This is a genomic window from Pseudomonas sp. AG1028, from assembly GCF_007993955.1.
GTDB classification, from domain to species: Bacteria; Pseudomonadota; Gammaproteobacteria; order Pseudomonadales; family Pseudomonadaceae; genus Aquipseudomonas; species Aquipseudomonas straminea.
This window is the reverse complement of sequence record NZ_VIVP01000001.1, coordinates 229,548-253,632: the sequence shown is the minus strand read 5'-3', so window position 1 is coordinate 253,632 and position 24,085 is coordinate 229,548. Positions and strand designations below refer to the sequence as shown.

23 protein-coding genes are annotated in these 24,085 nt (G+C 65.3%); 7 read left to right on the top strand and 16 right to left on the bottom strand.

All coding sequences use genetic code 11. The features are described from left to right. Nucleotides 1-23: 23 nt before the first annotated feature. Together nadD and FB481_RS01110 are read right to left on the bottom strand one after the other, a co-directional pair. Nucleotides 24-668 carry a nicotinate-nucleotide adenylyltransferase gene (gene nadD / locus FB481_RS01115; RefSeq protein WP_147174833.1) on the bottom strand — a complete coding sequence of 215 codons (645 nt, stop codon included), beginning with the start codon at nucleotides 666-668 and terminating at the stop codon, nucleotides 24-26. After that, nucleotides 668-1,933 carry a glutamate-5-semialdehyde dehydrogenase gene (locus FB481_RS01110; protein WP_147174832.1) on the bottom strand — a complete coding sequence of 422 codons (1,266 nt, stop codon included), beginning with the start codon at nucleotides 1,931-1,933 and terminating at the stop codon, nucleotides 668-670. Before FB481_RS01110 ends, nadD begins: the two co-directional genes overlap by 1 nt. Nucleotides 1,934-2,177: 244 nt before the next feature. On the opposite strand from FB481_RS01110, the gene FB481_RS01105 reads away from it, so the two are divergent. After that, nucleotides 2,178-3,494: a bifunctional DedA family/phosphatase PAP2 family protein gene (locus tag FB481_RS01105; protein ID WP_147174831.1), complete on the top strand. Its 1,317-nt coding sequence runs from the start codon at nucleotides 2,178-2,180 to the stop codon at nucleotides 3,492-3,494. 1 nt (nucleotide 3,495) lies between these two features. Here the strand turns inward: FB481_RS01105 and FB481_RS01100 are convergent, their stop codons facing one another. The 3 genes from FB481_RS01100 to FB481_RS01090 are packed head-to-tail and all read right to left on the bottom strand — an operon-like array spanning nucleotide 3,496 to nucleotide 5,169. Then, complete coding sequence (locus tag FB481_RS01100) at nucleotides 3,496-4,086, bottom strand: LON peptidase substrate-binding domain-containing protein (RefSeq protein ID WP_093504170.1); 591 nt, start codon at nucleotides 4,084-4,086, stop codon at nucleotides 3,496-3,498. A 7-nt stretch (nucleotides 4,087-4,093) separates the two neighbouring features. Further along, a complete protein-coding gene (locus FB481_RS01095) occupies nucleotides 4,094-4,810 on the bottom strand; it encodes an LrgB family protein (protein ID WP_093504171.1) in 717 nt (238 codons plus the stop codon). Continuing rightward, complete coding sequence (locus FB481_RS01090; protein ID WP_093504172.1) at nucleotides 4,807-5,169, bottom strand: CidA/LrgA family protein; 363 nt, start codon at nucleotides 5,167-5,169, stop codon at nucleotides 4,807-4,809. The genes FB481_RS01095 and FB481_RS01090 overlap by 4 nt, the downstream gene beginning before the upstream one ends. Before the next feature lie 167 nt (nucleotides 5,170-5,336). Between FB481_RS01090 and FB481_RS01085 the strand changes: the two genes are divergently transcribed. Further along, nucleotides 5,337-7,016 (top strand): C13 family peptidase, encoded by a 1,680-nt coding sequence (locus FB481_RS01085; protein WP_147174830.1) that lies wholly within the window; start codon nucleotides 5,337-5,339, stop codon nucleotides 7,014-7,016. Between the two features lie 58 nt (nucleotides 7,017-7,074). Continuing rightward, entirely contained in the window at nucleotides 7,075-7,716 is a 642-nt protein-coding gene (locus FB481_RS01080; protein WP_147174829.1) for an oxidoreductase, read from the top strand. A 54-nt stretch (nucleotides 7,717-7,770) separates the two neighbouring features. Here FB481_RS01080 and FB481_RS01075 read toward each other — a convergent pair whose 3' ends face one another. Continuing rightward, nucleotides 7,771-9,084: a CitMHS family transporter gene (locus tag FB481_RS01075; protein ID WP_147174828.1), complete on the bottom strand. Its 1,314-nt coding sequence runs from the start codon at nucleotides 9,082-9,084 to the stop codon at nucleotides 7,771-7,773. A gap of 198 nt (nucleotides 9,085-9,282) precedes the next feature. On the opposite strand from FB481_RS01075, the gene FB481_RS01070 reads away from it, so the two are divergent. Next, nucleotides 9,283-9,969, top strand: coding sequence for an SDR family oxidoreductase (locus FB481_RS01070; RefSeq protein WP_147174827.1), 687 nt, complete (start codon nucleotides 9,283-9,285; stop codon nucleotides 9,967-9,969). Nucleotides 9,970-10,080: 111 nt separating this feature from the next. On the opposite strand, the gene FB481_RS01065 is transcribed toward FB481_RS01070, so the two are convergent. Further along, complete coding sequence (locus FB481_RS01065) at nucleotides 10,081-11,181, bottom strand: calcium:proton antiporter (protein WP_147174826.1); 1,101 nt, start codon at nucleotides 11,179-11,181, stop codon at nucleotides 10,081-10,083. A 164-nt stretch (nucleotides 11,182-11,345) separates the two neighbouring features. On the opposite strand from FB481_RS01065, the gene FB481_RS01060 reads away from it, so the two are divergent. Next, nucleotides 11,346-12,293, top strand: a complete 948-nt coding sequence (locus tag FB481_RS01060) for an adenosine deaminase (protein WP_093504178.1) — start codon at nucleotides 11,346-11,348, stop codon at nucleotides 12,291-12,293. 97 nt (nucleotides 12,294-12,390) lie between these two features. Here FB481_RS01060 and FB481_RS01055 read toward each other — a convergent pair whose 3' ends face one another. The 4 genes from FB481_RS01055 to FB481_RS01040 all read right to left on the bottom strand — a co-directional run bounded on the left by FB481_RS01055 (nucleotide 12,391) and on the right by FB481_RS01040 (nucleotide 15,717). Further along, entirely contained in the window at nucleotides 12,391-12,870 is a 480-nt protein-coding gene (locus FB481_RS01055) for a copper chaperone PCu(A)C (RefSeq protein ID WP_093504179.1), read from the bottom strand. A 54-nt stretch (nucleotides 12,871-12,924) separates the two neighbouring features. After that, complete coding sequence (locus FB481_RS01050; RefSeq protein WP_147174825.1) at nucleotides 12,925-14,286, bottom strand: PepSY domain-containing protein; 1,362 nt, start codon at nucleotides 14,284-14,286, stop codon at nucleotides 12,925-12,927. Between the two features lie 71 nt (nucleotides 14,287-14,357). Further along, nucleotides 14,358-14,741 (bottom strand): DUF2946 domain-containing protein, encoded by a 384-nt coding sequence (locus tag FB481_RS01045; protein WP_147174824.1) that lies wholly within the window; start codon nucleotides 14,739-14,741, stop codon nucleotides 14,358-14,360. 58 nt (nucleotides 14,742-14,799) lie between these two features. Then, a complete protein-coding gene (locus tag FB481_RS01040) occupies nucleotides 14,800-15,717 on the bottom strand; it encodes a LysR family transcriptional regulator (protein WP_093504289.1) in 918 nt (305 codons plus the stop codon). A 111-nt stretch (nucleotides 15,718-15,828) separates the two neighbouring features. On the opposite strand from FB481_RS01040, the gene FB481_RS01035 reads away from it, so the two are divergent. Further along, nucleotides 15,829-16,845 carry a zinc-binding alcohol dehydrogenase family protein gene (locus FB481_RS01035; RefSeq protein WP_147174823.1) on the top strand — a complete coding sequence of 339 codons (1,017 nt, stop codon included), beginning with the start codon at nucleotides 15,829-15,831 and terminating at the stop codon, nucleotides 16,843-16,845. Nucleotides 16,846-16,923: 78 nt separating this feature from the next. Here the strand turns inward: FB481_RS01035 and FB481_RS01030 are convergent, their stop codons facing one another. The 5 genes from FB481_RS01030 to FB481_RS01010 all read right to left on the bottom strand — a co-directional run bounded on the left by FB481_RS01030 (nucleotide 16,924) and on the right by FB481_RS01010 (nucleotide 21,639). Then, nucleotides 16,924-17,808 (bottom strand): ChaN family lipoprotein, encoded by an 885-nt coding sequence (locus tag FB481_RS01030; RefSeq protein WP_093504183.1) that lies wholly within the window; start codon nucleotides 17,806-17,808, stop codon nucleotides 16,924-16,926. 10 nt (nucleotides 17,809-17,818) lie between these two features. Beyond that, nucleotides 17,819-18,586, bottom strand: coding sequence for a heme ABC transporter ATP-binding protein (locus FB481_RS01025; RefSeq protein WP_093504184.1), 768 nt, complete (start codon nucleotides 18,584-18,586; stop codon nucleotides 17,819-17,821). After that, nucleotides 18,586-19,623: an iron ABC transporter permease gene (locus tag FB481_RS01020; RefSeq protein ID WP_093504185.1), complete on the bottom strand. Its 1,038-nt coding sequence runs from the start codon at nucleotides 19,621-19,623 to the stop codon at nucleotides 18,586-18,588. The genes FB481_RS01025 and FB481_RS01020 overlap by 1 nt, the downstream gene beginning before the upstream one ends. Beyond that, nucleotides 19,620-20,507, bottom strand: a complete 888-nt coding sequence (locus FB481_RS01015; RefSeq protein WP_147174822.1) for a hemin ABC transporter substrate-binding protein — start codon at nucleotides 20,505-20,507, stop codon at nucleotides 19,620-19,622. The genes FB481_RS01020 and FB481_RS01015 overlap by 4 nt, the downstream gene beginning before the upstream one ends. Before the next feature lie 70 nt (nucleotides 20,508-20,577). Continuing rightward, complete coding sequence (locus tag FB481_RS01010) at nucleotides 20,578-21,639, bottom strand: hemin-degrading factor (RefSeq protein WP_093504187.1); 1,062 nt, start codon at nucleotides 21,637-21,639, stop codon at nucleotides 20,578-20,580. A gap of 192 nt (nucleotides 21,640-21,831) precedes the next feature. Between FB481_RS01010 and FB481_RS01005 the strand changes: the two genes are divergently transcribed. Then, nucleotides 21,832-24,036, top strand: a complete 2,205-nt coding sequence (locus FB481_RS01005; RefSeq protein ID WP_147174821.1) for a TonB-dependent hemoglobin/transferrin/lactoferrin family receptor — start codon at nucleotides 21,832-21,834, stop codon at nucleotides 24,034-24,036. The last annotated feature ends 49 nt before the right edge of the window (nucleotides 24,037-24,085 follow it).

Here is a 24,085-nt window from a genome sequence, read left to right as displayed (position 1 = left end):
TGCTCGTTTGCCTCGTGTTCGATTCACCCACGGTACAGTCCATGGGCGTTGATATAAGCCAGAACCGCATCGGGCACCAAAAAGCGCACCGAACGGCCGCTCGCCAATAGCGAACGAATCTGGGTGGCAGACACCGACAAAGGCGTCTGCCAGATGAAAGAAATCTGTCCCGCCGGGCCCTTGAGCGCCAGCGGGTCTGCCACGTTGCGCGCGGCCATCAGGTCGCGCAGCGGCTCGCTCGCCTCACTGCCGGCATCCGGGCGCTGCAACACCAGAATATGGCAGTGCTGCAGCAACTCGTCCCAACGGTGCCAGGCCGGCAAACCGCAAAAGGCATCCCAGCCCAGAATCAGAAACAACTGGTCGTCCGCGGCCAGCTCAGCGCGCAACGACTCCAGGGTGTCGATGCTGTACGACGGTCTGTCGCGTTTGAGTTCACGATCATCCACCTGCAGCGGCGAGAGCCCCACCACCGCCTGCTCGACCATCGCCAGGCGATCCTGCGCCCCGACCTGAGGGGTTTCACGGTGCGGCGGGCGGGCGCTGGGGATCAGCCGCAACTCGTCCAGCGCCATGAACTCGGCCACCTCCAACGCACCGCGCAAATGGCCAATATGCACCGGGTCGAACGTACCGCCGAGCAGCCCGATGCGCCTGGGATTTGCCATCAGGTGCGCACGTGCCCGTCGCCGAATACCACGTACTTCTCGCTGGTCAGCCCCTCGAGGCCGACCGGACCACGGGCGTGCAGCTTGTCGGTGGAAATGCCGATCTCCGCGCCCAGGCCGTACTCGAAACCATCGGCGAAGCGCGTCGAGGCATTGACCATCACCGAGCTGGAATCCACCTCGGTAAGAAAACGCCGGGCGTCGCTGAAGTTCTCGGTGATGATCGCGTCGGTGTGCTGCGAACCGTATTGATTGATGTGCTCGATGGCCGCTTCCAGCGAGTCGACCACGCGGATCGCCAGGATCGGCGCGTTGTACTCGGCGTACCAGTCGTCTTCACTGGCCTCCAGCACGTCAATGCCAAGCAGTGCGCGGGTCTGCGCATCGCCGCGCAGCTCAACGCCCTTGTCGCGGTAGATGGCGGCCAACGGCGGCAGCACGCGGGCGGCGATATCAGCATGCACCAGCAGGGTTTCCATGGCGTTGCACGGCGAGTAGCGCTGGGTTTTCGAGTTGTCGCAAACACGGATGGCCTTGTCGAGATCGGCGGCGATGTCCACGTAAACGTGGCAAACGCCGTCGAGATGCTTGATCACCGGCACCTTGGCGTCACGGCTGATGCGCTCGATCAGGCCCTTGCCGCCGCGCGGCACGATGACGTCGACGAACTCCGGCATGGTAATAAGCGCGCCCACGGCAGCGCGGTCAGTGGTTTCCACCACCTGCACGGCGCTGGCCGGCAAACCGGCCTCGGCCAGACCAGTCTGGATGCAGCGGGCGATGGCCTGGTTGGAATGAATGGCTTCCGAGCCGCCGCGCAGAATGGTGGCATTGCCGGATTTCAGGCACAGGCTGGCGGCATCGATGGTCACGTTAGGCCGCGACTCGTAGATGATGCCGATCACGCCCAGCGGCACACGCATCTTGCCGACCTGAATACCGGACGGCAGATAACGCATGCCCTGGATCTCGCCAATCGGGTCCGGCAGGGTGGCGACCTGACGCAAGCCTTCGATCATGCTGTCGATGACCTTCGGGGTCAGCGCCAGGCGGTCGACCATGGCCGGCTCCAGGCCACTGGCGCGGGCGGCGGCCAGGTCCTTTTCGTTGGCGGCAGTCAGCTCGTTACGCGCGGCATCGAGGGCAGCGGCGGCGGCCTGCAGGGCCTGATTCTTCTGCGCAGTGCTGGCCCGCGCGAGCACGCGCGAAGCCTGGCGGGCGGCGCGGCCCAGGCGGGTCATGTAGTCAAGCACGGACTCGGTCATGGCAACTCAGGTCGGCAGTTGGAAAAAGTTGCTGATTATAGCGGTCATGCCGCCCCGCGCACAGCGGCGCCTGGCAGATGGTCATCAACGGCTTGTAACCGGGCGTTTGAACGCCCTTTCAATCACCTGTCGCGTTGCTATGATCGGCCGCTGTCGCCGCCTGGCCGCGTTCGTCCGCCAAAGGAACCGCTTTTCAGCTGGGCAGGTCGAAGCCTCGATTTCTCCTCTATGAAGGTGTCCATCCATGGGCCAATGGCTCGATAGTCTGACTACCTGGCTGACGGCTAACCCGCAGTGGCTGGGTTTGGCGATCTTCGTGATCGCCTGCATCGAATGCCTGGCCATCGCCGGCATCATCGTTCCCGGCACCGTGCTGCTGTTCGCCGTCGGTGTGATGGCCGGCAACGGCGCCCTGAGCCTTTGGGAAACCTTGCTGTTGGCCTATTTCGGCGGCCTGCTCGGTGACGCCATCTCCTACGCTCTGGGCCGCTACTTCCATCAGGACATACGCCGCCTACCGGGCCTGCGCAGCCACCCGCAGTGGCTCAGTGGCGCGGAAACCTATTTCGAACGCTATGGCGTGGCCAGCCTGCTGGTGGGCCGCTACATCGGCCCGTTGCGCCCCATGCTGCCGATGGTTGCCGGCATGCTGAGCATGCCGGTTGGCCGCTTCATCGCCGTGAGCATGCTGGCCGCCGCCGGCTGGGCGATCGCCTACCTGATGCCGGGCTGGGCCGCCGGAGCCGCGCTGCGCCTACCATTGCCCGATGGCTTCTGGCCGCAAGCGGCGGTGGTGGCCGGCGGCCTGGCGCTGCTGCTGGTGCTGACCATCCAGAGCAGTCTGCGCGAACAGCGCCAAGCTGCACTGATCGCTGCCGGGCTGGGCAGCGTCCTGCTGATCGCGCTGTTTATCGGCTGGCCACACCTGATCGCTCTGGACCAAGGTCTGATGAAGCTGATTCAGGAAGAACGCAATCCGCGCTTCGATCATATCGCCGTGCTGGTCACCCACTTTGGCGATTTCGGCGTGCAGTTCGCGGTCGCTGCGCTGCTGTGCATCCTGCTATTGCTCAATCGCCAATGGCAGGCGCTGCTGTTCGCCGGCGGCGCCATGCTCAGCACGGCGCTGGGCAATCGCCTGTTCAAGGGTTTGTTCGAGCGGGCGCGACCGGATGTGCTGCTCGAGCCGCTCAATACCTACAGTTTTCCCAGCGGCCACAGCTCGGCGGCCTTCGCCTTCTTCCTGAGCGTTGCCATTCTGGCCGGCCGTGGTCAGCCGGCGCGCCTGCGTCTGACCTGGATTCTACTGGCCTGCCTGCCGGCGCTGTTCATCGCCCTGTCGCGGGTTTATCTGGGTGTGCATTGGCCGAGCGACATTATCGCCGGCGCCCTGTTGGCCAGCAGCCTATGCGCGCTGAGCTTGGCACTGATGCAGCGCTACGCGTCACTGCCGCCGCTGCCGGCGCGGGCGTGGTGGATGATAGTGCCGGCCTGCGCCCTGCTGCTCACCAGCATGGCGCTGATACGCATGTCCGAAGGGGTGGAGATTTACCGCTACTAGGCTAGGCGGCGCCGTCGCCCTGCAGCTCCTCGACCCATGCTTGCAGCATGTCCAGCCGCACGCTGGCGTCGGGCTCGGCCAGCAGGGCGACCTTTTGCTCGGCGCCGAACGGCAATAGATAGCCGAGTTTGTCGGCCAGCTCGGCCTGGCTGCCGGCGTCTGCGCCCATGTCCAGGCTGGCGACCATCGGGTGCTCGGCCAGGGCGGCGAGCAGCGCCAGCAAATCCTCATGTTCCTCACCCAGCGGCGCATCAGGTTGCTCGTCAAGCCATTGCACCTGAGCGACGGTCAGCTTGTCGGGCAGCACCTGAGCCTGCTTGACGCGAAAACGCCGCCCGCCCTCTACGCGAATGCCCAGCAGGCCATTGGGACGCTGCTGGAAATCGGTGATCCGCGCTTCGCAACCGATCTGCGCGACGCGCTCGGCGGCCTCGCCGACCTCGGCGCCTTCGACGATGCACACCACACCAAAACCTTCACCCTGCTTCATGCAGCGGCTGATCATGTCCAGGTAGCGCGCCTCGAAGATCTGCAGATCCAGCGTGCAGCCGGGAAACAGAACAGTGTGCAGCGGGAATAGAGATAGGGTCATAAGGCTCTCAACTCAGCAAGACGATGGCGAGCGGCAGCAGGATCGCCGTGAACACGCCCATCAGGCTCATGGCCAGAGCCGCAAACGCGCCGCACTCCTCGCTCTCCTGCATCGCGCGTGATGTACCGACTGCGTGGGCGGTGATGCCCAGCGCCATGCCCATGGCGGCATGATTGCGCACGCCACACCAACGCAGCAACGACGGCCCGATGATCGCACCCAGTACCCCGGTAATCATCACGAACACCGCGGCAAGTGCCGCGAGGCCGCCAATCTGCGTGGCAACTAGCATCGCGATCGGCGAGGTGACGGACTTGGGCGCCATGCTCATCAGCATGTTGTGCTCGGCACCCAGCAACCAGGCCAGGGCGACGCCAAGCACCGTGGCGACCACGCCGGCGACCAGCAGGGTGAGCACCGTAGGCCAGAAGACCTGGCGGATGCGCCGCAGGTTGAGGTACAGCGGCACCGCCAGGGCGACGGTGGCCGGGCCGAGGAACAGGGTCAGTGTGTCGGCGCTGGCCTTGTACTCGGTAAAAGTCAGGCCACACAGCAGCAGGATAGCGATCACCAGGCTGGTCGACACCAACACCGGCTGCAGAAATACCAGGCGAGTCCTTTCATAGAGAGCAATCGCCAATTGATAGGCACCAAGGGTGACGCCCGCGCCAAACAGCGGGTGATGGGTAACGGCCATCCAGGCGCCGTGCCAGTCGAGCATCATGGCTGCTCCCGACGGCGCGCCTGGCGCTCGATCAACTTCTGCATCATCCAGCCGGCGAACACCAGGGACAGAATCAGCGACAGCACCAGCGCACCGATCACCGCCCAGAAGTCGGCGGCGATGGCCTCGGCATAGGCCATCACGCCCACTGCCGGCGGTACCAGCAATAGCGGCAGGTATTTGAGCAGTCCGCTGGCTGCCTGCTGGATCGGTTCATCGACCTGGCCGCGGCAGAGCAGAAATCCCACCAGCAGCAGCATGCCGAGAATCGGCCCCGGCAGCATAGGCAGCAACAGCGCATTGAGCGCCGTGCCCAGCAGTTGGCACAGCACCAACCAGAACAGGCCACGAAGCAGCATGATTGTCTCCCGCAAACTCGACGGGCGCGCCCGTCAACAAGACGGCCATTATAGGCCGCGAATACAGGTGCCTTAACACCCTTGGCTGCGAGTGAATCAGCCGGGCAGCGCGCGGCAGAGAGTTTGCGGCATACTGCGGCATCTCCTCGCTGACAGGGACGTACCGCATGCTTCGCCTCGCGCCTTTGGCCCTCACCCTTGCCCTCACGGCCTGCGGCCCGAGCACGCAGCTGCTGCCACCTGACGCTATCCTGCCCGACGGCTCGCGCTACCAAGGCGATGTGGTCGACGGCCTGCTGCAGGGCAAAGGCCGCCTCGACTATCCCGACGGCAGCCGCTACGTCGGCCACTTCGTCGATGGCCAGCGCCAGGGCGCCGGGGAGTGGCAGGGCGCCAATGGCGAGCACTACGTCGGTGAATTCGCTGCCGGCCGTTACGACGGCCAGGGTACGCTGAAAAAAGCTGATGGCAGCCATTACAGCGGCGGCTTCCGCCAAGGCCAGTTCGAGGGCGAAGGCGTGCTGGAAGAAGCCGGGCAAACCTATCGCGGGCAGTTTCGTGCTGGCCGCTTTCACGGCTTCGGCATTCTCGGACAGGCCGATGGCAGCCGCTTCCAGGGCTTATTCGTCAAAGGCCTGCCGGACGGCCAGGGCATGCGCGAAGACGAAGCCGGCAACCAGCTTTCCGGGCACTTCGCAGGCGGCCAGCTCAAGGGGGCCGGCAGCTACCGCGGCAGCGAAGGCGACAGCTACGACGGCGACTTCAAAGACAACCTGTTCCATGGCAAGGGCCGCTACCAGAGCGCAGCCGGCGATGCATGGAGCGGCACCTTTGCCGAGGGCGCGCTCAACGGCAAGGGCGAATACCGCGGCAGCGATGGCAGCCGTTATACCGGGCAATTTCGCGACTGGCGCTACCAGGGGGAAGGCCATCTGCAACAGGCCGACGGCAGCCGCTATGACGGCCAGTTCGCCAATGGCCAGTTCAACGGCGTGGGCACTCTGCTCAATGCCGATGGCAGCAAGCAGCAAGGCACCTGGCGTCGCGGCATTCGCGTGCGTGACGAAAACGGCCAGGCGCTGCCTGATCCACTGGAAATCGGCCTGCTGAAACAGGGCGAGCTGCTCGACCAGGCCATCGCTGCCCTGCCCGCCTCCACCCCGCGCCGCGAGCTCTATGCGCTGACCCTGGCCGGCGACGGCAAGCAGGGCGTGTTCCTGCGTGAGGCCGACTACGTGGCCGACTTGCTTAGCAAACGTTTTGCCGCCTACGGCCGCATCACCCTGGCCAACCACCGCGATCATCTGGCCGATCGCCCCGTGGCGACCCGCGAGAACCTGCGCCGCGCGGTGCAGGCCATCGCCGAACGCAGCGGCCCGGAAGACCTGGTGTTCATCTACCTGACCAGCCACGGTTCGCGCACTCACGAGCTGAACCTGGACCAGCCGCGCCTGCAACTCGCTGATCTGCTCGCCGGTGATCTGGCCGATCTGCTCAAGCCCCTGGCCGACCGTGACAAGGTGGTGGTGATTTCCGCCTGCTATTCCGGTGGGTTCATCCCGGCCCTGAAAGATGACAAGACCCTGGTAATGACTGCCGCCCGCGCCGACCGGGTGTCCTTCGGTTGCTCCGAGGAGGCCGACTTCACCTACTTCGGCCGCGCCCTGTTCGCTGAAGCGCTGCAGCAGACCGACGACCTGCAAAAGGCTTTCGAGCTGGCCCGCGCTGCAGTAGCCGATCGTGAGCAGGCCGATGGCTTCGAGCCGTCCGAGCCGCAGATCTGGGCGCCTGCCGCAGTGCTCGATCACTGGAATGCGCTGCAGCGGGCAAACAGCGAAGCGCCTTGAACGATAAATCGGCGATTGCCCTCTAAACTCCATAATGAATAGCAGTCGAGGATCGACCATGTATTTGACTCCCCAGCACATTCTTCTGGCAGGCGCCTCGGGCATGACCGGTGAACACCTGCTGGACCGCCTGCTCAACGAACCTACCGTCGAGCGCGTGCTGGCACCGAGTCGCAAGCCGCTGGCCGAACATCCTCATCTGGAAAACCCGGTCGGCGAATTGCTCGACCTGCTGCCAGCCCTGGATGGCTCGGTGCATACCGCCTTCTGCTGTTTGGGCAGCACCATCAAGCAGGCTGGCTCGCAGGACGCTTTTCGCGCCGTCGATCATGACCTGGTAGTAGCTTTCGCGGCGCGTGCCCGGGAACTGGGCGCCCGCCACCTGCTGGTAGTCAGCGCCATTGGCGCCGACCCGCAGTCCTCGGTGTTCTACAACCGCACCAAGGGCCAGGCCGAAGAAGCGCTCAAGGCCCAGGGCTGGCCGCAACTGACCATCGCCCGCCCTTCCCTGCTGCTTGGCCCGCGCAACGAGTTCCGCCTTGGCGAGCGGCTGGCCGCGCCCTTCCTGCGCTGGCTGCCGGGCAAGCACCGCGCCATCGACGTCACCGCCCTGGCCCGCGCTCTTTGGCGCCTGGCCTTGGAAGAAGGCGAAGGGCTGCGTATCGTCGAATCCGACGAGCTGCGGCGCCTGGGCCGCTGAAAGCAAAAAGGCGCCGTTTCCACGGCGCCTTTTTTATTCAGCAAAGGTTTTTGCTCAGAACAGCCCAATGGCCCAGGCCGTGGCGAACAGCGCCAGCGAGAAGCCCCACATCCACCAGAACGAATAGCGAATGTGCTGGCCCATCTCCAGGCGCGCCAGGCCGAGCGCTAGCCACAGTGCCGGGGAGAATGGGCTGATGAAGGTGCCGATGATGTTGCCGATCATCAGCGCGTAGACCACGCTCGGGGCGGCGACACCATGGTTCTCGACCACTTCCATCACCACCGGCAGCAGGCCGAAATAATAGGCGTCGGTGTTGAGTACGAATTCCATGGGGAAGCCGAACACGCCGAGGATGATGTGCAGTTGGCCGACCATGCCGGCGGGCAGCACCTTGACCAGATCCTGGGCGATGGAAGTGAGCATGCCGGTGCCGGACAGAATGCCGAGCATGGAGCCAGCGGCCAGAATGATCATGCCCATGCCCAGGGCCGCCGAAGAATGCGCGGCGATGCGCTGCATCTGCATCTTGCCGTTGGGGTAGTTGATCAGCAGCGCCAGGCTCAGGCCGATCATGAACACGTAGCCGGCCGGCAGCACGCCGGTGAACAGCGCCACCAGCACCAGCACGAACAGGCCGAAGTTGATCCACATGCGGCCCGGGCGCTCCAGGGCACGCTCTTCGTCGCTGATCTGGCCAGGCGCACCGACATGATCCTGGGAGCCATCGTCCACTACGGTGCCACCGGTCGCAGCAATGCGACGCTGCTCGCGCCAGCCAAGAAAGGCTGCCAGCACTATTAGCAGCACGACGCCGGTGCCCTGAATGGCCAGCAACGGCCGCCACAGTTCAGTGACGTCCAACCCGGTGACCGCGGCCGAACGGCCCAGCGGGCCTGCCCACGGAACCATGTTGAGGATGCCGGCGCCGGTGGCCAGCAGCATCAGCATCAGGTACGGGCTCATGCGCAGCTGCTTGTACAGCGGCAAGAGGGCGGGAATGGTCAGCAGGAAAGTAGTTGCGCCGGCACCGTCGAGGTGGGCCAGCATGCCGATGATCGCCGTGGCGAGCGCAACGGCGATGACGTTGCCGCGGGTCAGTTTGACCAGAAAGCCGATGATCGGCCGAAACAGGCCGGTGTCCTGCAGCACGCCGAAGAAGGTAATGGCGAAGATGAACATGGTGGCGATGGACACCACCTTGCCAACGCCGTCGGTGAAGAACCCGGAAATCTCATCCGCGCCGAAACCGGCACACAGTGCGCCCAGCAAGGGCACCACGATCAGCGGCAATGCGGGTGACATGCGCCCGCTGAGCAGCATCACCACCAGGCAGAAAATGGTCAACAAGCCAATCAGGGTCAACAAACCGGGTTCTCCTCTTTTTCTTGTTCAAGTCGGTGCGGGCACGGACACGAGGCGCGGACTCTAGACCACCAACCTTTCACGAACCTTTATGGCTGGCGTCGCTAAGCCCATGATTTGTCAGTGAATATGTAGTAATCCGAGGTAACAGTTGCGCGCCCTTGCTAAGCTGATGGCCTTGCCAATTAGCGGAGCTTCGTTATGCCCTCGAACAGAACTGCCTTGATCATCGGCGCCTCGCGCGGCATCGGCCTGGGCCTGGTACGCCAGCTACACGCCGATGGCTGGCAGGTGACCGCCACCGTGCGCAGCCCAGCGCGTGCCACCGAACTACAGGCATTGAGTGGTGTGCAGATCGAATCGCTGGATATCGATGACGGCGCTGCGCTGGATGCCCTGGCGCAACGCCTGCAGAGCCAGGTCTTCGACCTGCTGTTCGTCAACGCAGGCGTTCTGGGCCCCGGCCACCAGTCGGCCGCACAGGCTACAGCCGAGGAGCTCGGCCAGCTGTTCCTGACCAACGTGACAGCGCCTATCCGCCTGGCCGAGCGCCTGGTCGGTCAAGTGCGCCCGCAGACCGGCGTGCTGGCGTTCATGAGTTCGGGGCTGGGTAGCGTGGCCAACCCGGAAGGCAACAACCTAGCGCTGTACAAGGCCAGCAAGGCAGCGCTGAACTCGCTGACCAACACCTTTGTCTGCGAACTGCCCGAGCCGCGCCCGACCGTGCTGTCGCTGCATCCGGGCTGGGTGAAGACCGATATGGGTGGCGAAGGCGCCATGGTCGAAGTGGCCGACAGCTGCCGCGGCCTGATCGCCCAGGTCGAGCGCTTCGCCGGACAGGGCGGCCATCACTTCGTCGACTATCAGGGTCAGAAGATCGATTGGTAGTACGGTGATGGGCTGGCGCCCATCCTACGATTCTGACGCCCGCGCCCACATATTGCGACGCGCAACCGTGGGATGGGCGACAGCCCATCGAGACTGCGGTAGAGACGCTACCTAAAGCCCCAGCATCGCCAACATGATGAAGGTTGCAAACAGCACGAAGTGAGTCATGCCCTCGATGGCGTTGGTTTCGCCGTCGTTGAGGTTGATGGCGCAGACGATCAGGGTGATGAACACCATCACCGTCTGCACCGGGGTCATCGCCATCTGGAACGGCTGGCCGCTGTACAGCGCCATGGCCTCCATCACCGGCACGGTGAGAATCACCGTCGACAGCGACGCACCCAGGGCAATGTTGACCACCGACTGCATGCGGTTGGCCAGCGCCGCCCGCAATGCGGTGAGGATCTCTGGCGCGGCGGATATGCCGGCTACCACGATGGCAGTCAGCACGGGCGGCGCGCCGGTACCTTCCAGGCCGACGTCCAGCGCCAGGGACATCACTTCGGCCAGCACGCCGATGACGATCACCCCGAACACCAGCACGCCGATCGACCAGGCCACGTTGACCTCCGAGCCCTGCTCGCTGTGACCATGCCCGTCGCCGCCGCGGTGCTTCTTCTCCGGGTAGCTGTAGCTGAAGAAGTAGCTGTGCGGGCCGACCTGCATGCGCAGGAACACCGCGTAGAGCACCAGCATGGCGCCGATGGTGAACATCGAGTACGCCTTCCAGTCCGACTCGGGAATGAACTCGGGCACCACCATGGAAATGCCCATGGCGGTGAGGATCATCACGCTGTAGCTGCGCGCCGAGTCATCGTTGTAGGGCTGCTCGCCGTGCTTGAGGCCGCCCATCAGCGCGGCCAGGCCGAGAATGCCGTTGATGTCGAGCATCACCGCCGAATAGATGGTGTCGCGTACCAGGGTCGGCGACGCCTGGTTGCTCATCATGATCGCCAGGATCACTACCTCGACCAGCACCGCCGACAGGGTGAGGATCATGGTGCCGTAGGGGTCACCGACCCGCTCGGCCAGTTGCTCGGCATGGTGGGCGACGCGCAGCGAGGCGCAGACGATGGCGGCGATCAGCGCCACCGCGCCAGCCAGGGCGATGACCTGGCCATGGCCGAGCAGCGCGTGCTCCATCGGCAGAGCGATCAGGGCGGCGAGCACGGCCAGCAGCAGCCAGTATTCCTGCTTGATGGCATTGAACATGGGGTGATTCCTTTCTATGGGTCTGTGACGGCGGACGATCCTGCTCCGACTGCAACATTCTGTAAATGATTCAACCCAACTACCGCTCGGCAAGGCCGATGCCGCACGAGCGACCCCAGGCAGGTAAACTCCGCGCCACGTTTTCAAGCTGATGAGATTTGCCCATGTACGACTGGCTCAACGCCCTGCCCAAGGCCGAACTGCACTTGCACCTCGAAGGTTCGCTGGAGCCCGAGCTGCTGTTCGCCCTGGCCGAGCGCAACCGTATCGCCCTGCCTTGGAGCGATGTCGAGGCGCTGCGCGCGGCTTACGCCTTCAACAACCTGCAGGAATTCCTCGACCTGTATTACCGCGGCGCCGATGTGCTGCGCACCGAGCAGGACTTCTACGACCTGACCTGGGCCTACCTGCTCAAGTGCAAGGCGCAGAACGTGGTGCACGTCGAGCCGTTCTTCGATCCACAGACCCACACCGACCGCGGCATTCCCTTCGAAGTGGTGATGCGCGGCATCAAGGGCGCGCTGGTCGATGGCGAGAAGCAGCTGGGCATCAGCCACGGCCTAATCCTCGCGTTCCTGCGCCATCTGCCCGAAGAGCAGGCCTTCAAGACTCTGGAGCAGGCCATGCCGTTTCGCGACGCCTTTATCGGCGTTGGCCTCGACAGCTCGGAGAAAGGCTTTCCACCGCGCCTGTTCGAGCGCGTGTTCGCCAAGGCCCGCAGCGAAGGCCTGCACGCCGTGGCCCATGCTGGCGAGGAAGGCCCGCCCGAGTACATCTGGGAAGCGCTGGACCTGCTGAAGATCGTGCGCATCGACCATGGCGTACGGGCCAGCGAGGACGAGCGGCTGATGCAGCGCATCATTGACGAGCAGATTCCGCTGACCGTCTGCCCACTGTCGAACACCAAACTCTGCGTGTTCGAGCACATGGGCCAGCACAACATCCTCGACATGCTCGAGCGCGGCGTGAAGGTCACCGTCAACTCCGACGACCCGGCCTACTTCGGCGGCTACGTCACCGAGAACTTCATGGCCCTGCACGAAGGCCTGGGCATGAGCGAAGCGCAAGCCAAGCGCCTGGCGCAGAACAGCCTGGATGCCAGGCTGGTGTGAAAAGCCGGTAGCCCGGCGTTGAGCGAAGCGATACCCGGGGCAGCCGATTCCTGGGTATCACTGCGCTCAAAAGCAGCCTACGGGTGGCGAGCCGGGATCAATGCCCCTTATGCTCATGCCCACCTTCCGCCGCCGGCTCATCCTTCTGCACCGCCACTTCGACCGTCACCGGCCCGGCCTTTTCGAAGGTCAGGGTCATCGGAAAGCGATCACCGGCCTGGGCCTGCTGCTTCAGGTTGAACAGCATCACGTGATAGCCCATGGGCGCGAACTTCACTTCGCCGCCAGCCGGAATCACCACGTTCTGTACCTGCTGCATCTTCATCATGCCGTTCACGTGGGCGTGCTCATGGATCTCCGCCTTGCCGGCAACCGGCGTTTCGACGGTGAGCAGACGGTCATCGGCATCGCCCTTGTTGTGCACCACGAAGTAGGCAGCGGCAGTCGGCGCCACCGGCGGCATTTCACGCGACCAGGGGTGGTCGATGTGCAGTTGGCCGACTTCATATTCGTGAGCATTGGCCAGCAGGCTAGTGGCGAGCAGTGCGGCGGTCAGAGCCAGTTTCTTCAAGATCATGGTGTTTCTCCTTCAAATGAATTCGGGTCGGCCGCTGCGAGGCGGCCGACAGGTTCAGGCCAGACGGCGCGCGCCGAGGCGTGACAGCAGCAGAAAATCGAGTGCCCAAATCGCCAACAGCGAAGCGCCGACCAGGGGGAACAGCACGCCGAGGCCGATCATGATCGCCACGCCGATCTTCCAGCGCGGCAGGTCATGGCGCAGCGGCGGCACGCCCAGGCCTCCGGCGGGGCGGCGTTTCCACCACATGATCAGGCCACTGACCGAGCTGAGCAGAATCATCAGACACACGAACAGCATGAACAGCTGATGTGGCAGGCCGTAGAATTTGCCCATGTGCAGCATCACGCCACCTTCCACTGCACGCGCCGCCAGGCCGTAGTCGGCCCAGCGCACGTCAGCCAACACCGCGCCGCTGTATTGATCGACATGCAGGGTGGCGTCGTTGCGCGGATCATCGGCGAACACCGCGATGGTGTAGACGCCGGTCGGCGTAGTCGGAAAGGTGATGCTGTAGCCTGGGTGCACGTTTCGCTCGCTGGCGATGTCCACCACCTGCTGCAGGCCCACGGTCGGGTTGGCGGTGGATGCCGGGGTGGCGCCGCCATTGTGCGCCGCATGGGGGTCGGATTCGGGCAGCGGGGTGTTCTCCAGCGCCCAGGGCACGGTTTGCTTGTGGCTCTGATTGAGCTCGCCGGCCTGGCGCTCGGAGGTCGGCACCTGATCCCACATAGCGGCCGGAAACTGGTTCCAGGCGCCAGCGAACTGCTTGCCCCAGAAGCCGGTCCAGGTCATGCCGGTGAGCAGCATGAACAGCAGTAGCAAAGCGCCCCAGAAGCCGGTGACTGCGTGCAGATCACGCCAGAACAAGCGGCCACGAGCCGACAGCCGTGGCCATAGCACACCCGCGCCGCGCCCACGCGGCCACCACAGGTACAGCCCAGACACCACCAGCACCACGCCCCAGCCGGCAGCCAGTTCGATCAGCCGATCGCCCGGCGTGCCTATCAACAGGTCGGCGTGCACGGCGCGGGCCAGGGCCTGCAGGTTGTCGTGGGCGTCCTGGGTACCGAGAATCGCGCCCCCGTAGGGGTCGACGAACACGTTACGAGTGCGCTCGCCGACCTTCACCACGAACTGGGCGCTGTGGTTGGCGTCCACCGGCGGCAGGTACTTGCCAATGCTGCCCTGGGGATAAACGGCCTGCACGCGGGCGAGCATCTCGTCGGCGGTCAGCGGCTGGCCGCTCGCCTCGACCTGCAGCAGGTCGGCGTACATCAGCCCATCGAGCTGCGGTTTGAACAGGTAGATGATGCCGGTCAGCGACAGCATGATCATGAATGGAATGACGAACAGCCCGGCATAGAAGTGCCAGCGCCAGGCGAGGTTATAGAACGACGGTGTCGCGTTTTTCATGTGAAGCCCGATCGTGTGCATGAGCGAACTGCCCACGGCGACAAGCGCAGCAGGCAACGACAATCAGCGATTCAGGCGATCAGGGGCGAAGCGCGAGGGTTGGCCGAGGGCCACAGGTAACGGACCGCCCCACCGGGCTCGGCGCTGGGGCGTGGGGTGGCGGGGCGCTGCCGGGGCAGCAAGCCGAGCAGGCCGAAGAAGGCCGCCAGGGCCAGGGCCACGAAGGTGGAGCACAACGGACACACCGAGCCCATGAACGGCATCGGCACGCCCGAATCCACGCCGCCCATGTCCATGCTGCCGCTGGCATCCAGGCCGCAGTAGCCGCCATCCATGCCGCTGAGCTGCAGACCGGTCATCTGCCCATGACCGACCGCACAGGCGAGCGCGCTGAACAGGACGCTGAAATACAGCACCCAGGCGAGCAATGAGCGGTTGGAGCGGGACAGGTTCATGGCTGGCGATTTTAGGGGCAGTGGCGGCAAACGGGCTGTGGTGGATTGCCGCAGCAGCTTAGCGGCGCCACGGCGCCTGCGCCAGCAACTCGGCGCAACGGGCCTGCACGAACTCGCGCAGCAGGTGCACCGGCTTGCTCAGCTGCTCGCGGTGGGTACAGATCAGGTTGAGCGGCGTCGGTTCGCCGAGCACCTCTGGTAGCAGCACTTTCAGGCGCCCGGCGTGCACGTCGCCGGCCACGTCCAGCCAGGATTTGTACACCACCCCGGCGCCAGCCACGGCCCAGCGCCGCACCACATCGGCATCGTCGCTGAGGCGATCACCCGCCACCTGCAGGCTGTGTGCCCGGTCGCCGTCGTGAAACCGCCAGCGCTCGTAGGCGCGGCCACCAAGCATGTAGACCAGGCAGTTGTGCTGGCGCAGATCAGCGATCTGCCGCGGCTCGCCATGGCGCTGCAGGTAGGCTGGCGCGGCGCACAGCACCCGGCGGTTGCCCGGCGCCACCGGCAGCGCCACCAGGCTCGAGTCCTCTGGCTCGCCGTAGCGCAGGGCGATGTCGACGGGCTCGCGAAACAGATCGGTGACCCGATCGCCAAGCAGCAGGCGCAATTGCACCTGGGGATGGGTCTGCATGAAGGTATCGAGCCAGGGCAGCAGCGTGTTGCGGCCGAAGTCCGAAGGCGCCGCGAGCTGCAGCGGCCCGCTGATCGCCGACTTGCTGCCGGCCAGTTGCTGGCGCCCCGCCTCCAGGCTCTGTAGCGCCTGGCGAGCGTGCAGCAGAAAGGCCTCGCCGTCGGCGGTCAGCCGCAAGCTGCGGGTCGAGCGCACGAACAGGCGCGCCTGCAACTGCTGCTCCAGGCGTTTGAGGCCGGCGCTGGCCACGGCCGGCGATATGTCCAGCTGGCGCGCGGCCGCCGACAGGCTGCCCTCCCCGGCGATGCGCACGAACAGTTGCAGGTCATCGAAACGCAGCATGGCGATCATCTTCAAAAAAATATTGAAAGAGACTCTAGCTGCCTATGGTTTCTCCTGGCAATGGATTGGCGCAAGCTGCCTTCCATCTCACATCCGCTACAGGACGCCCCCATGAAAGCCGTTGCCTATCACCAGTCGCTGCCCATCGATAATCCGCAGGCTCTGCAGGACGTCACGCTCGACGCACCGACGCCCGGCCCGCGCGACCTGCTCGTCGAAGTGAAAGCCATCTCCGTGAACCCGGTGGACACCAAAATCCGCCGTAACGTGGCGCCCGACGCCGGCCAGCCCAAGGTGCTGGGCTGGGACGCCACCGGTGTGGTCAAGGCGGTCGGCAGCGAGGTGACGCTGTTCAAGGTCGGTGATGAAGTCGCCTACGCCGGCGCCGTCAACCGTGCCGGGGCCAACAGCGAGCTGCACGTGGTCGACGAGCGCATCGTCGGTCGCAAGCCAAGCAGCCTGCCCTTCGCCGAAGCCGCTGCCCTGCCGCTGACCGCCATCACTGCCTGGGAGCTGCTGTTCGACCGCCTGCAGGTCGCCGATGGCACGGCCGACCAGGGCCAGAGCCTATTGGTCATCGGCGCCGCCGGTGGCGTCGGCTCGATCCTCGTGCAACTGGCCCGACAGCTCACCGGGCTGACCGTGATCGGCACCGCCTCGCGTCCGGAAACCCAGGCCTGGGTGCGCGAACTGGGCGCCCATCATGTGATCGACCACAGCAAGCCGCTGAACGAAGAACTGGCGCGGATCGGCATCGCCCAGGTCACCCACGTGGCCAGCCTGACCCAGACCGACCAGCACTATGACGCCATCGTCGAAGCCCTGGCCCCGCAAGGCCGCCTGGCGCTGATCGACGACCCGCTGCAGCCGCTGGACGTGATGAAGCTCAAGCGCAAGAGCATCTCCCTGCATTGGGAACTGATGTTCACCCGCTCGCTGTTCGAGACCGCCGACATGATCGAGCAACACCGCTTGCTCAATCGCGTCGCCGACCTGGTGGATGCCGGCACCCTGAAAACCACACTGGGCGAGCACTTCGGCACCATCAATGCCGAAAACCTGCGCCGCGCCCATGCCCTGCTGGAAAGCGGCAAGGCCAAGGGCAAGATCGTGCTGGAAGGGTTCTGATCCTGCCTGAGAGGCGCCGATAACCGGAGCGCCTCGCCTCTGGGACAGGCACCTGACCTGCCCTACGGGGATCTTGCACTATCGAAATCGTGCGCAATGATCCTCGGGCGGCAAGGCGGCGGTGTACCACACGTAATCCGCTTGCTCGGCGGTCACCGGTTTACCCACTTCGGAAAGGATCAGCACCTGGGCGCCATCTGGCTCGCCCAGGTCGCTCAGGTGCAGCGGCACGCCCAGATCGCGCCGCACGTGAAAGGCGCCAGCGAACAGCATCGCCGGCTGCGGCGCTTTCAACAGTTGCTCGGCCATGCGCCGGTCGCGTTGCTGCTGCACGGCGAGCATCGCTGGCAGCTGGCTGATCGGCAGCTTGTCGCAATGGGACTCGCGAATCTGCGCCAGTAGCGGCTCCTGCACGGCCGCCGCGGTCGAGGCCTCCCCTCTCAGCAGCGATTGCTTGCGGTAAATCGTCATGATCTCGGCACGGTCGAGATTCGCTGCACGCAGCGGGTAATCCTGCACCAGTGCATGACGCACGATGGGGCCGTACAGCGCCCACGGCCAACCGTTACTCCACTCCAGCGCCTTGGGCAGATCGGCGATCTGCAGGCCTTCACGCAATTGCTGCTTCACATCTTCGACCTGCGGCTGCTGGCTGTTCGCGAGCATTTCCAGCAACAGGCTGCCTTGCCCTCGCCGCGCCTCCAGGGCGCGCAGCAACCACAGCTGCAGGGCATGGTGATCCGGATTGTCATGCTGCTCGCCGACCAGCACCCGGGGCGCCTTCGCCAGGTGAGCGACGAGTTGCTCGGGCGTCAGCCGTGCGCCGCTGCGCAGGTCGATGATCTGCCCCAGGTTGGCGTGCCCACGCCCCTCCGGGCTTTGCCACACGGGCACGGGCGCCAGGGCGGGCGGGCTTTGGCAGGCAGTGAGCAGCAACAGCAGGGCGAAAAACAGCGTACGCATCGGGCTTCCTTCAACGGGCGACGATCAACGGGTGCCCGCGTTCGGGGTGGCGTTGCACCAGCACTTCCAGGCCGAACACCGCGTGCAGCGGCTCGGCACGCAGCACCTCGGCAGGCAGTCCGATGGCATGGGCACGACCGTCGTTGAGCAACAGCAGGCGGTCGCAATAACGCGCCGCCAGGTTCAGGTCATGGAGAATGACCATCACCGCGGCGCCCTGTTCGGCGAAGCGGCGCACGGCCTGCAAGGTGGTGTGCTGATGCAACGGGTCGAGCATGGAGGTCGGCTCGTCGAGCAGCAGCGTCTGCTCGGCACCGCCAGGCCATAGCTGCGCCAGCACCCGCGCCAGGTGCACACGCTGACGCTCGCCGCCGGACAGCTGCAGGTAGCTGCGTTCGGCCAGGTGCTCGGCATCGGCGGCCTGCAGCGCCTCGCGGACGATCTGTTCATCACGCTCGCGGCCGGTGTCGTGGGGCATGCGGCCCATCATCACCACATCGCCGACCACGAAACCGAAGCTCAGCGACGAGCTTTGCGGCAGCACCGCCAGGCGCCGCGCGCGTTCCGTGCCCGGCCAACCCTGCAGCGGACGATCGTCCAGAACGACCTCGCCCGCTGCAGGGCTCAACTCGCCGCACAGGGCGCCCAGCAAGGTGCTCTTGCCAGCGCCATTGGGGCCGAGCACGCCCAGCACTTCACCAGGCTGCAGCTGCAGGTCGATATCGGCCAGTACGGTCTTGTCGCCACGCTGGATCGACAGCTTGCGGGCACTGAGCATCAGGTGCGTCCTCGCAGCAGCAGGTAGAGAAAGAACGGCGCGCCGATCAGGGCGGTGACGATGCCGATGGGCAGCTCGGCGGGGGACAGGATCAGCCGCGCGAACAGGTCGGCGAGCAGCAGCAAACTGGCGCCCGCCAACGCCGAGGCCGGCAGCAGCACGCGGTGATCGGGGCCGACCAGCAGCCGCACCAGGTGCGGCACCACTAGGCCGATGAAACCGATCATCCCCGCAGCAGCCACGGCAGCACCCACGCCCAGCGCGGTACAGAACACCAGCTCGCGCTTGAGGCGTTCCACCGCAACGCCCAGATGGCGCGCCTCGGACTCGCCGAGCAGCAGGGCGTTCAGCGCCTGGGCGCGGCGCGGCAGCCACAGCGCCACCGCCAGGGTGACCAGCAGCAGCGGCCACAGCCGGGCATAGCTGGCGCCGTTGAGGCTGCCCAGGTTCCAGAAGGTCAGGGTGCGCAAGGTGGCATCGTCGGCCAGGTAGGTGAACAGGCCGATGCAGGCGAACGCCAGGGCATTGAGGGCGATGCCGGCAAGCAGCATGGTGGTCACGCTGGTTTGCCCGTTGCGGCGCCCCAGGCGATAGACCAGCGCGGTCACCACCAGGCCGCCGAGAAAGGCGCACAGCGATAGCAGGTAAGGCGCGAACAGCTCCGGCATCCCGCCCATGGCGGCGCCCCCGACGATGGCGATGGCTGCGCCGAGTGCCGCACCGCTGGAAACGCCGATCAGGCCGGGGTCGGCCAGCGGGTTGCGAAACAGCCCCTGCATGGCCACGCCGCACAGCGCCAGCACGGCGCCGACCGCCAGGCCCAGCAGGGTGCGCGGCATGCGGATCTGGCCAAGAATCAGCTCGGCTTGCTGCAGGCCATCGTCCGCCAGTGGTAAGCCGGCCAGGCGCAGGGCGGCCCGCAGGGTATCGCCCAGTGGCAGGCTCACCGGCCCGAGGGCCAGGGACAGCCACAGGGCGAGCGCCAGCAGCAGGCCCAGCGCGATGAACAGTGAGCGCGGGGCGATCACCGGTTTCATGGCGTGGCGGGTGCCAGCGGTGTAAGCCCGGGATAGAAGGCGGCGGAAAGCTCGGCGAGGCCGGCGGGAATGCGCGGGCCGAGCCCGCCGACCAGCAGGGTCGGGTCGATAGCCACCAGGCGCCCTTGCTTGCCGGCCTTGGTCGAGGCCAGAGCCGGGTTCTGCTTGAGCAGCGCCTGGCGGGCCTCGTCGCCGCTAAGGCGGCGGTCGGCGAAGACCACCACCTCAGGATCCAGCGCCAGCAGCGCCTCGGTGGACAGCGCCTTGTAGCCTTCGTGGGTGGTCAGGTTCTTGCCGCCAGCCTGCTCGATCATCCAGGCAGCCGCCGTATCCTTGCCGCCGGCCATGGGGCTGCTGCCGGCATGGCCGAGCAGCAGCAGAACGGTCGGCGCCGGGCTTTGCGCCTGGGCCCTGGCGACCCAGTCGGCCTGTTCGCTCAAACGCGCCTGATAAGCGGCGAACACGCTCTCGGCCCGCGCCTCGTCGCCCAGCAGCACCCCAATGCGCTTGAGATTGCCATGCAGCACCTGCAGGTCGGCATCGGCAGGCAGCGCCTCGACCTTCACGCCGGCGGCGGCCAGCTGCGCCAGTACCGGCGGCGGGCCCATCTCCTCGGTACCGAGGAGCACCTCGGGGCGCAAGGCCAGAATGCCCTCGGCGGCCAGTTGGCGCTGGTACCCGACGCTTGGCAGCTTCTGCAACGAGGCCGGGTGTTGGCTGGTGGTGTCCACGCCGACCAGTTTGGCCTCACCGCCGAGCTCGACCACCCACTCGCTCAGGGAGCCCCCGGCGCTGACCCAGCGTTGCGGCAGGTTGTCGGCGCTTGCCGCCAGTGGCACCAGCAGGCTGGCGAGCAGGGTGAATGCAGCGAGGGGACGGATCATGGAACAACTCCGGAAGCGGGTTCGTAGCGGCCGCCCGAACGCAGGGGCGGCCGAGGCTGGCAGTGTAGCGTCAGGCCGGCAGAGCAGGTGTCTGCTCGGCCAGAAGACGCCAATCCTCGCGCTCCGGCACGCCGGGCTTGCGCGCGCCGAACAACTGCACGATCAGCTCACCGCTGGCATCGAACGCCTCCCAACTGGTGATCACGCCGTCGCTGCTCGGTTTGCGGACGCGCCACAGTTCATGGATGTCGCCGGTCTTGAGGTGCAGGTTGAACTGCGGGTCGAGCACGTTGAACCAGGTGTCCATCCACTTCAGGTTGCTGACCGGCCCGGTATGGATCTGGATGCAGTGACGGTTGCCGACGAACACCATGATCGGCACTTCGCCGGCTGCCGCGCGCTCGAACAACCCCGCAAGCGCCTCGGGCGCCAGCGGTTCGGCCCATTCACGACCGGCCAGGCGCAACGCCTGGGTGCGTGCCGCGCCGTGGTTCTTCAGCAGGGCGAAGAAATGGTGGGTGTCCTTCAGCGCTGCCCAGCCGGCGCGCAAGGCGTCGCCGTCGATAGCGGCGTCCGGCTGAACGGTCGCAGGAGCCGGCATCGGCTTGAGCGCCAGTTCGCTGCTTTGCTGCTCATCGCGAAAACGCGAGAGCAGCGGCTCCCAGGCTTCCAGCTCGCTGCGTTCGGTAAGGTAGACCTTGTGCACCGCGGTGCCCTGGTGATCGAACACCTGCACGCTGCGCAGCACGCCGCGCGGCGTCTGCTCGGCCACGGCGAAGACGCTGGCCCAGCCGCCGAGGAACAGACGCAGGTCGATATCCGGCGACACCACCAGGCCCATCTGGCCATTACCGGCGATCGTCACCTCGCGGTAAACGCCCTTGCGCTCGTGCACGCAGGATTCGTTGCGGGTCAGCGCCATCACGTGGCCGAGCTCGCCCAGCGCGGGCAGCAGCGTTGCCCAGTCGGGGCGCAGGCGCACGGTATCCACAGCCAGGCGGCTGGCGGTCAGCTCGGCCTCACTGACGCCCAGCTTCGCCGCCGCATCCCGAGCCCGCAGGTGCGGCTGCTCGGCACGCAGGTTCTGCCAGGCGGCATGCAAGCCCTCGCCCGCTACGGATAGATCACTCATCACACCAACTCCTTTTAGGCCCATCGACAGGCGGGGCGCCCCTAATTGAAAGGTTAAACGCCTGGTACGGGGAACGAAACCGCCAACAGCCGACGAATCCTAATCGACAAACAATCTCTTTTACAAATACGAATCATTAATATTTAATCAGCCGCCGTGCCGACCCCTTCCGACATGATCAAGGAGAATCGCATGTCGACTCGCCCGCCCTACCCGCTTCGCGCCTGCCTGCCCTTGTTGCTATTGGGCTCCACCCTCGCCATCGCAGAACCATTGCAGCTGGAACGAACCACGATCAGTGCAACCCGCACGGAACAGCCTGTGGATACCGTACCCAGCACCGTGACGATGCTGACCGAGCAGGACATCGACCGCAAGAACGTGAAGGACATCCGCGATCTGGTGCGTTACGAGCCCGGGGTGTCGGTCAGCGGTACAGGTAGCCGATTCGGCCTGGCAGGCTTCACCATTCGCGGCATCGGCGGCAATCGCATCCTCACCCAGGTGGATGGTGTGCCGATGCCGGATGCATTCGCCTTCGGCCCATTCCTCGACGCGCGGCGCAACTATGTCGACCCGGATACGCTCAAGCGCGTGGAGATCATTCGCGGCCCCGCCAGCTCACTGTACGGCAGCGATGCGATTGGCGGCGCGGTCAGCTTCCTGACCAAGGATGCCGCCGACTATCTCGACGCGGGCGATGACGCCTACGCACGATTCAAGACGGGCTACGATGGCGCCGACGACAGGTGGTCGCGCAGTGCCACGTTCGCCGCACGCCAGGGTCAGGTCGATGGCCTGCTGCACCTGGGGCGACGTGACGGCCAGGCGCTCGACACCTTCGGTGGACGCAGCGGAATCGGGGCTGCACGGGAAGAAGCCAACCCCCAGGACTACACAGCCAACAACCTGCTCGCCAAGCTCGGCTGGAATTACCTCGACACTGATCGCTTGCAACTGACCTATGAGCGCTACGAAGACGATGCCGATACCCGGGTGCTCAGCGAATACAGCACCACGGCCACCGTCCGTACCTCCGACGCGACCGACAACACCGACCGCCAGCGCCTCAGCCTGCAGCACAGCTTCGCCCTGGATACGGCCATCAGTGACAGCGCCGAATGGCAAGTGAGTTATCAGCAAAGCCAGATTCGGCAGCGTACCTTCCAGCAGCGCTTCAGCGGTGGCAGCCTGCGCGAGCGCAGTCGCGACTCGACGTATCAGGAAGACCTGTGGGCGTTCAACGCCAAGCTCGACAAGGCCTTCGACACCGGAGCAGCAAGCCACCACCTGATTTATGGCGTCGACTTCAAGCGCTTGGAAAGCAGCGACCTGCGCAAGGGCCGCGAAGTATTCGCCAGCACCGGCTTGCCCGTACCGGCCATTCCCGGTGATGAAAGCTTCCCGCTCAGCGACTTCCCCGATCCCACCTCGACCGAATACGCCTTTTTCGTGCAGGACACCATCGACATCGGTCGCTGGACGCTGCTGCCCGGCTTGCGCTACGACCATTATGAGATGAAGCCGGAGGTCACAACGCACTACCTGAACAGCCAGCCGATCAACCGCAACCCGGCTGATTATCGCGATGAGGCGCTATCGCCCAAGCTCGGTATCACTTATCGCATCGATGACGCCCACAGTGTTTACGGCCAATACGCCGCTGGGTTTCGCGCACCTAACCCGGTGGATATCTTTGGCGAGTTCATCAACTTCGCCCGTAATTACCAGACCATCGCCAACCCCAGCCTCAAGCCGGAAACCAGCGACAGCTACGAAATCGGCCTGCGCGGTCAGTACGATGCCGGGGCCTTCGGCATCGCTCTGTTCTACAACCGCTACGACGACTTCATCGAGCAGGTCACGCTGCCCAACGACCCAACGGGAGCGGGCCGCATGACGTTCCAGTACCAGAACCTCGACCGGGTGACCATCCGTGGTGCCGAGGCGCGCGGCGAACTGCGCCTGGATCGCCTCGGTCTGCCCGCCGGCAGCCATTTGCGCAGCGCCATCGCTTACGCCCGCGGCAAGGATGAGGCAACCGGCCAGCCGATCAACAGCATCGACCCGCTCAAGGCAGTCTTCGGTCTCGGCTACGATGCACCGAGCGGGCAATACGGCGGCGAACTGAGCTGGACCCTGGCGGCCGCCAAGAAGCGTGTCGATCAGACGCAGATCGCCAATCAGTACGAACCCTCGGGTTACGGCACACTGGATCTGAGCGCGTACTGGAACATCGGCGCTGGCGTATCGGTCAATGCCGGGCTGTTCAACCTGACGGACAAGCAGTACTGGCACTGGGGCGACGTGCGCAGCCTCACCGAGAACAGTTCGAGCCTTGGCCGCTACACCCAGCCAGGTCGTCACGCGGCCTTCAACCTGATCTGGGAGATCTGAGCCAAAGCTCCTTGCATACGGACGCGCGCCCCTTCCATCCCCAGGCCGA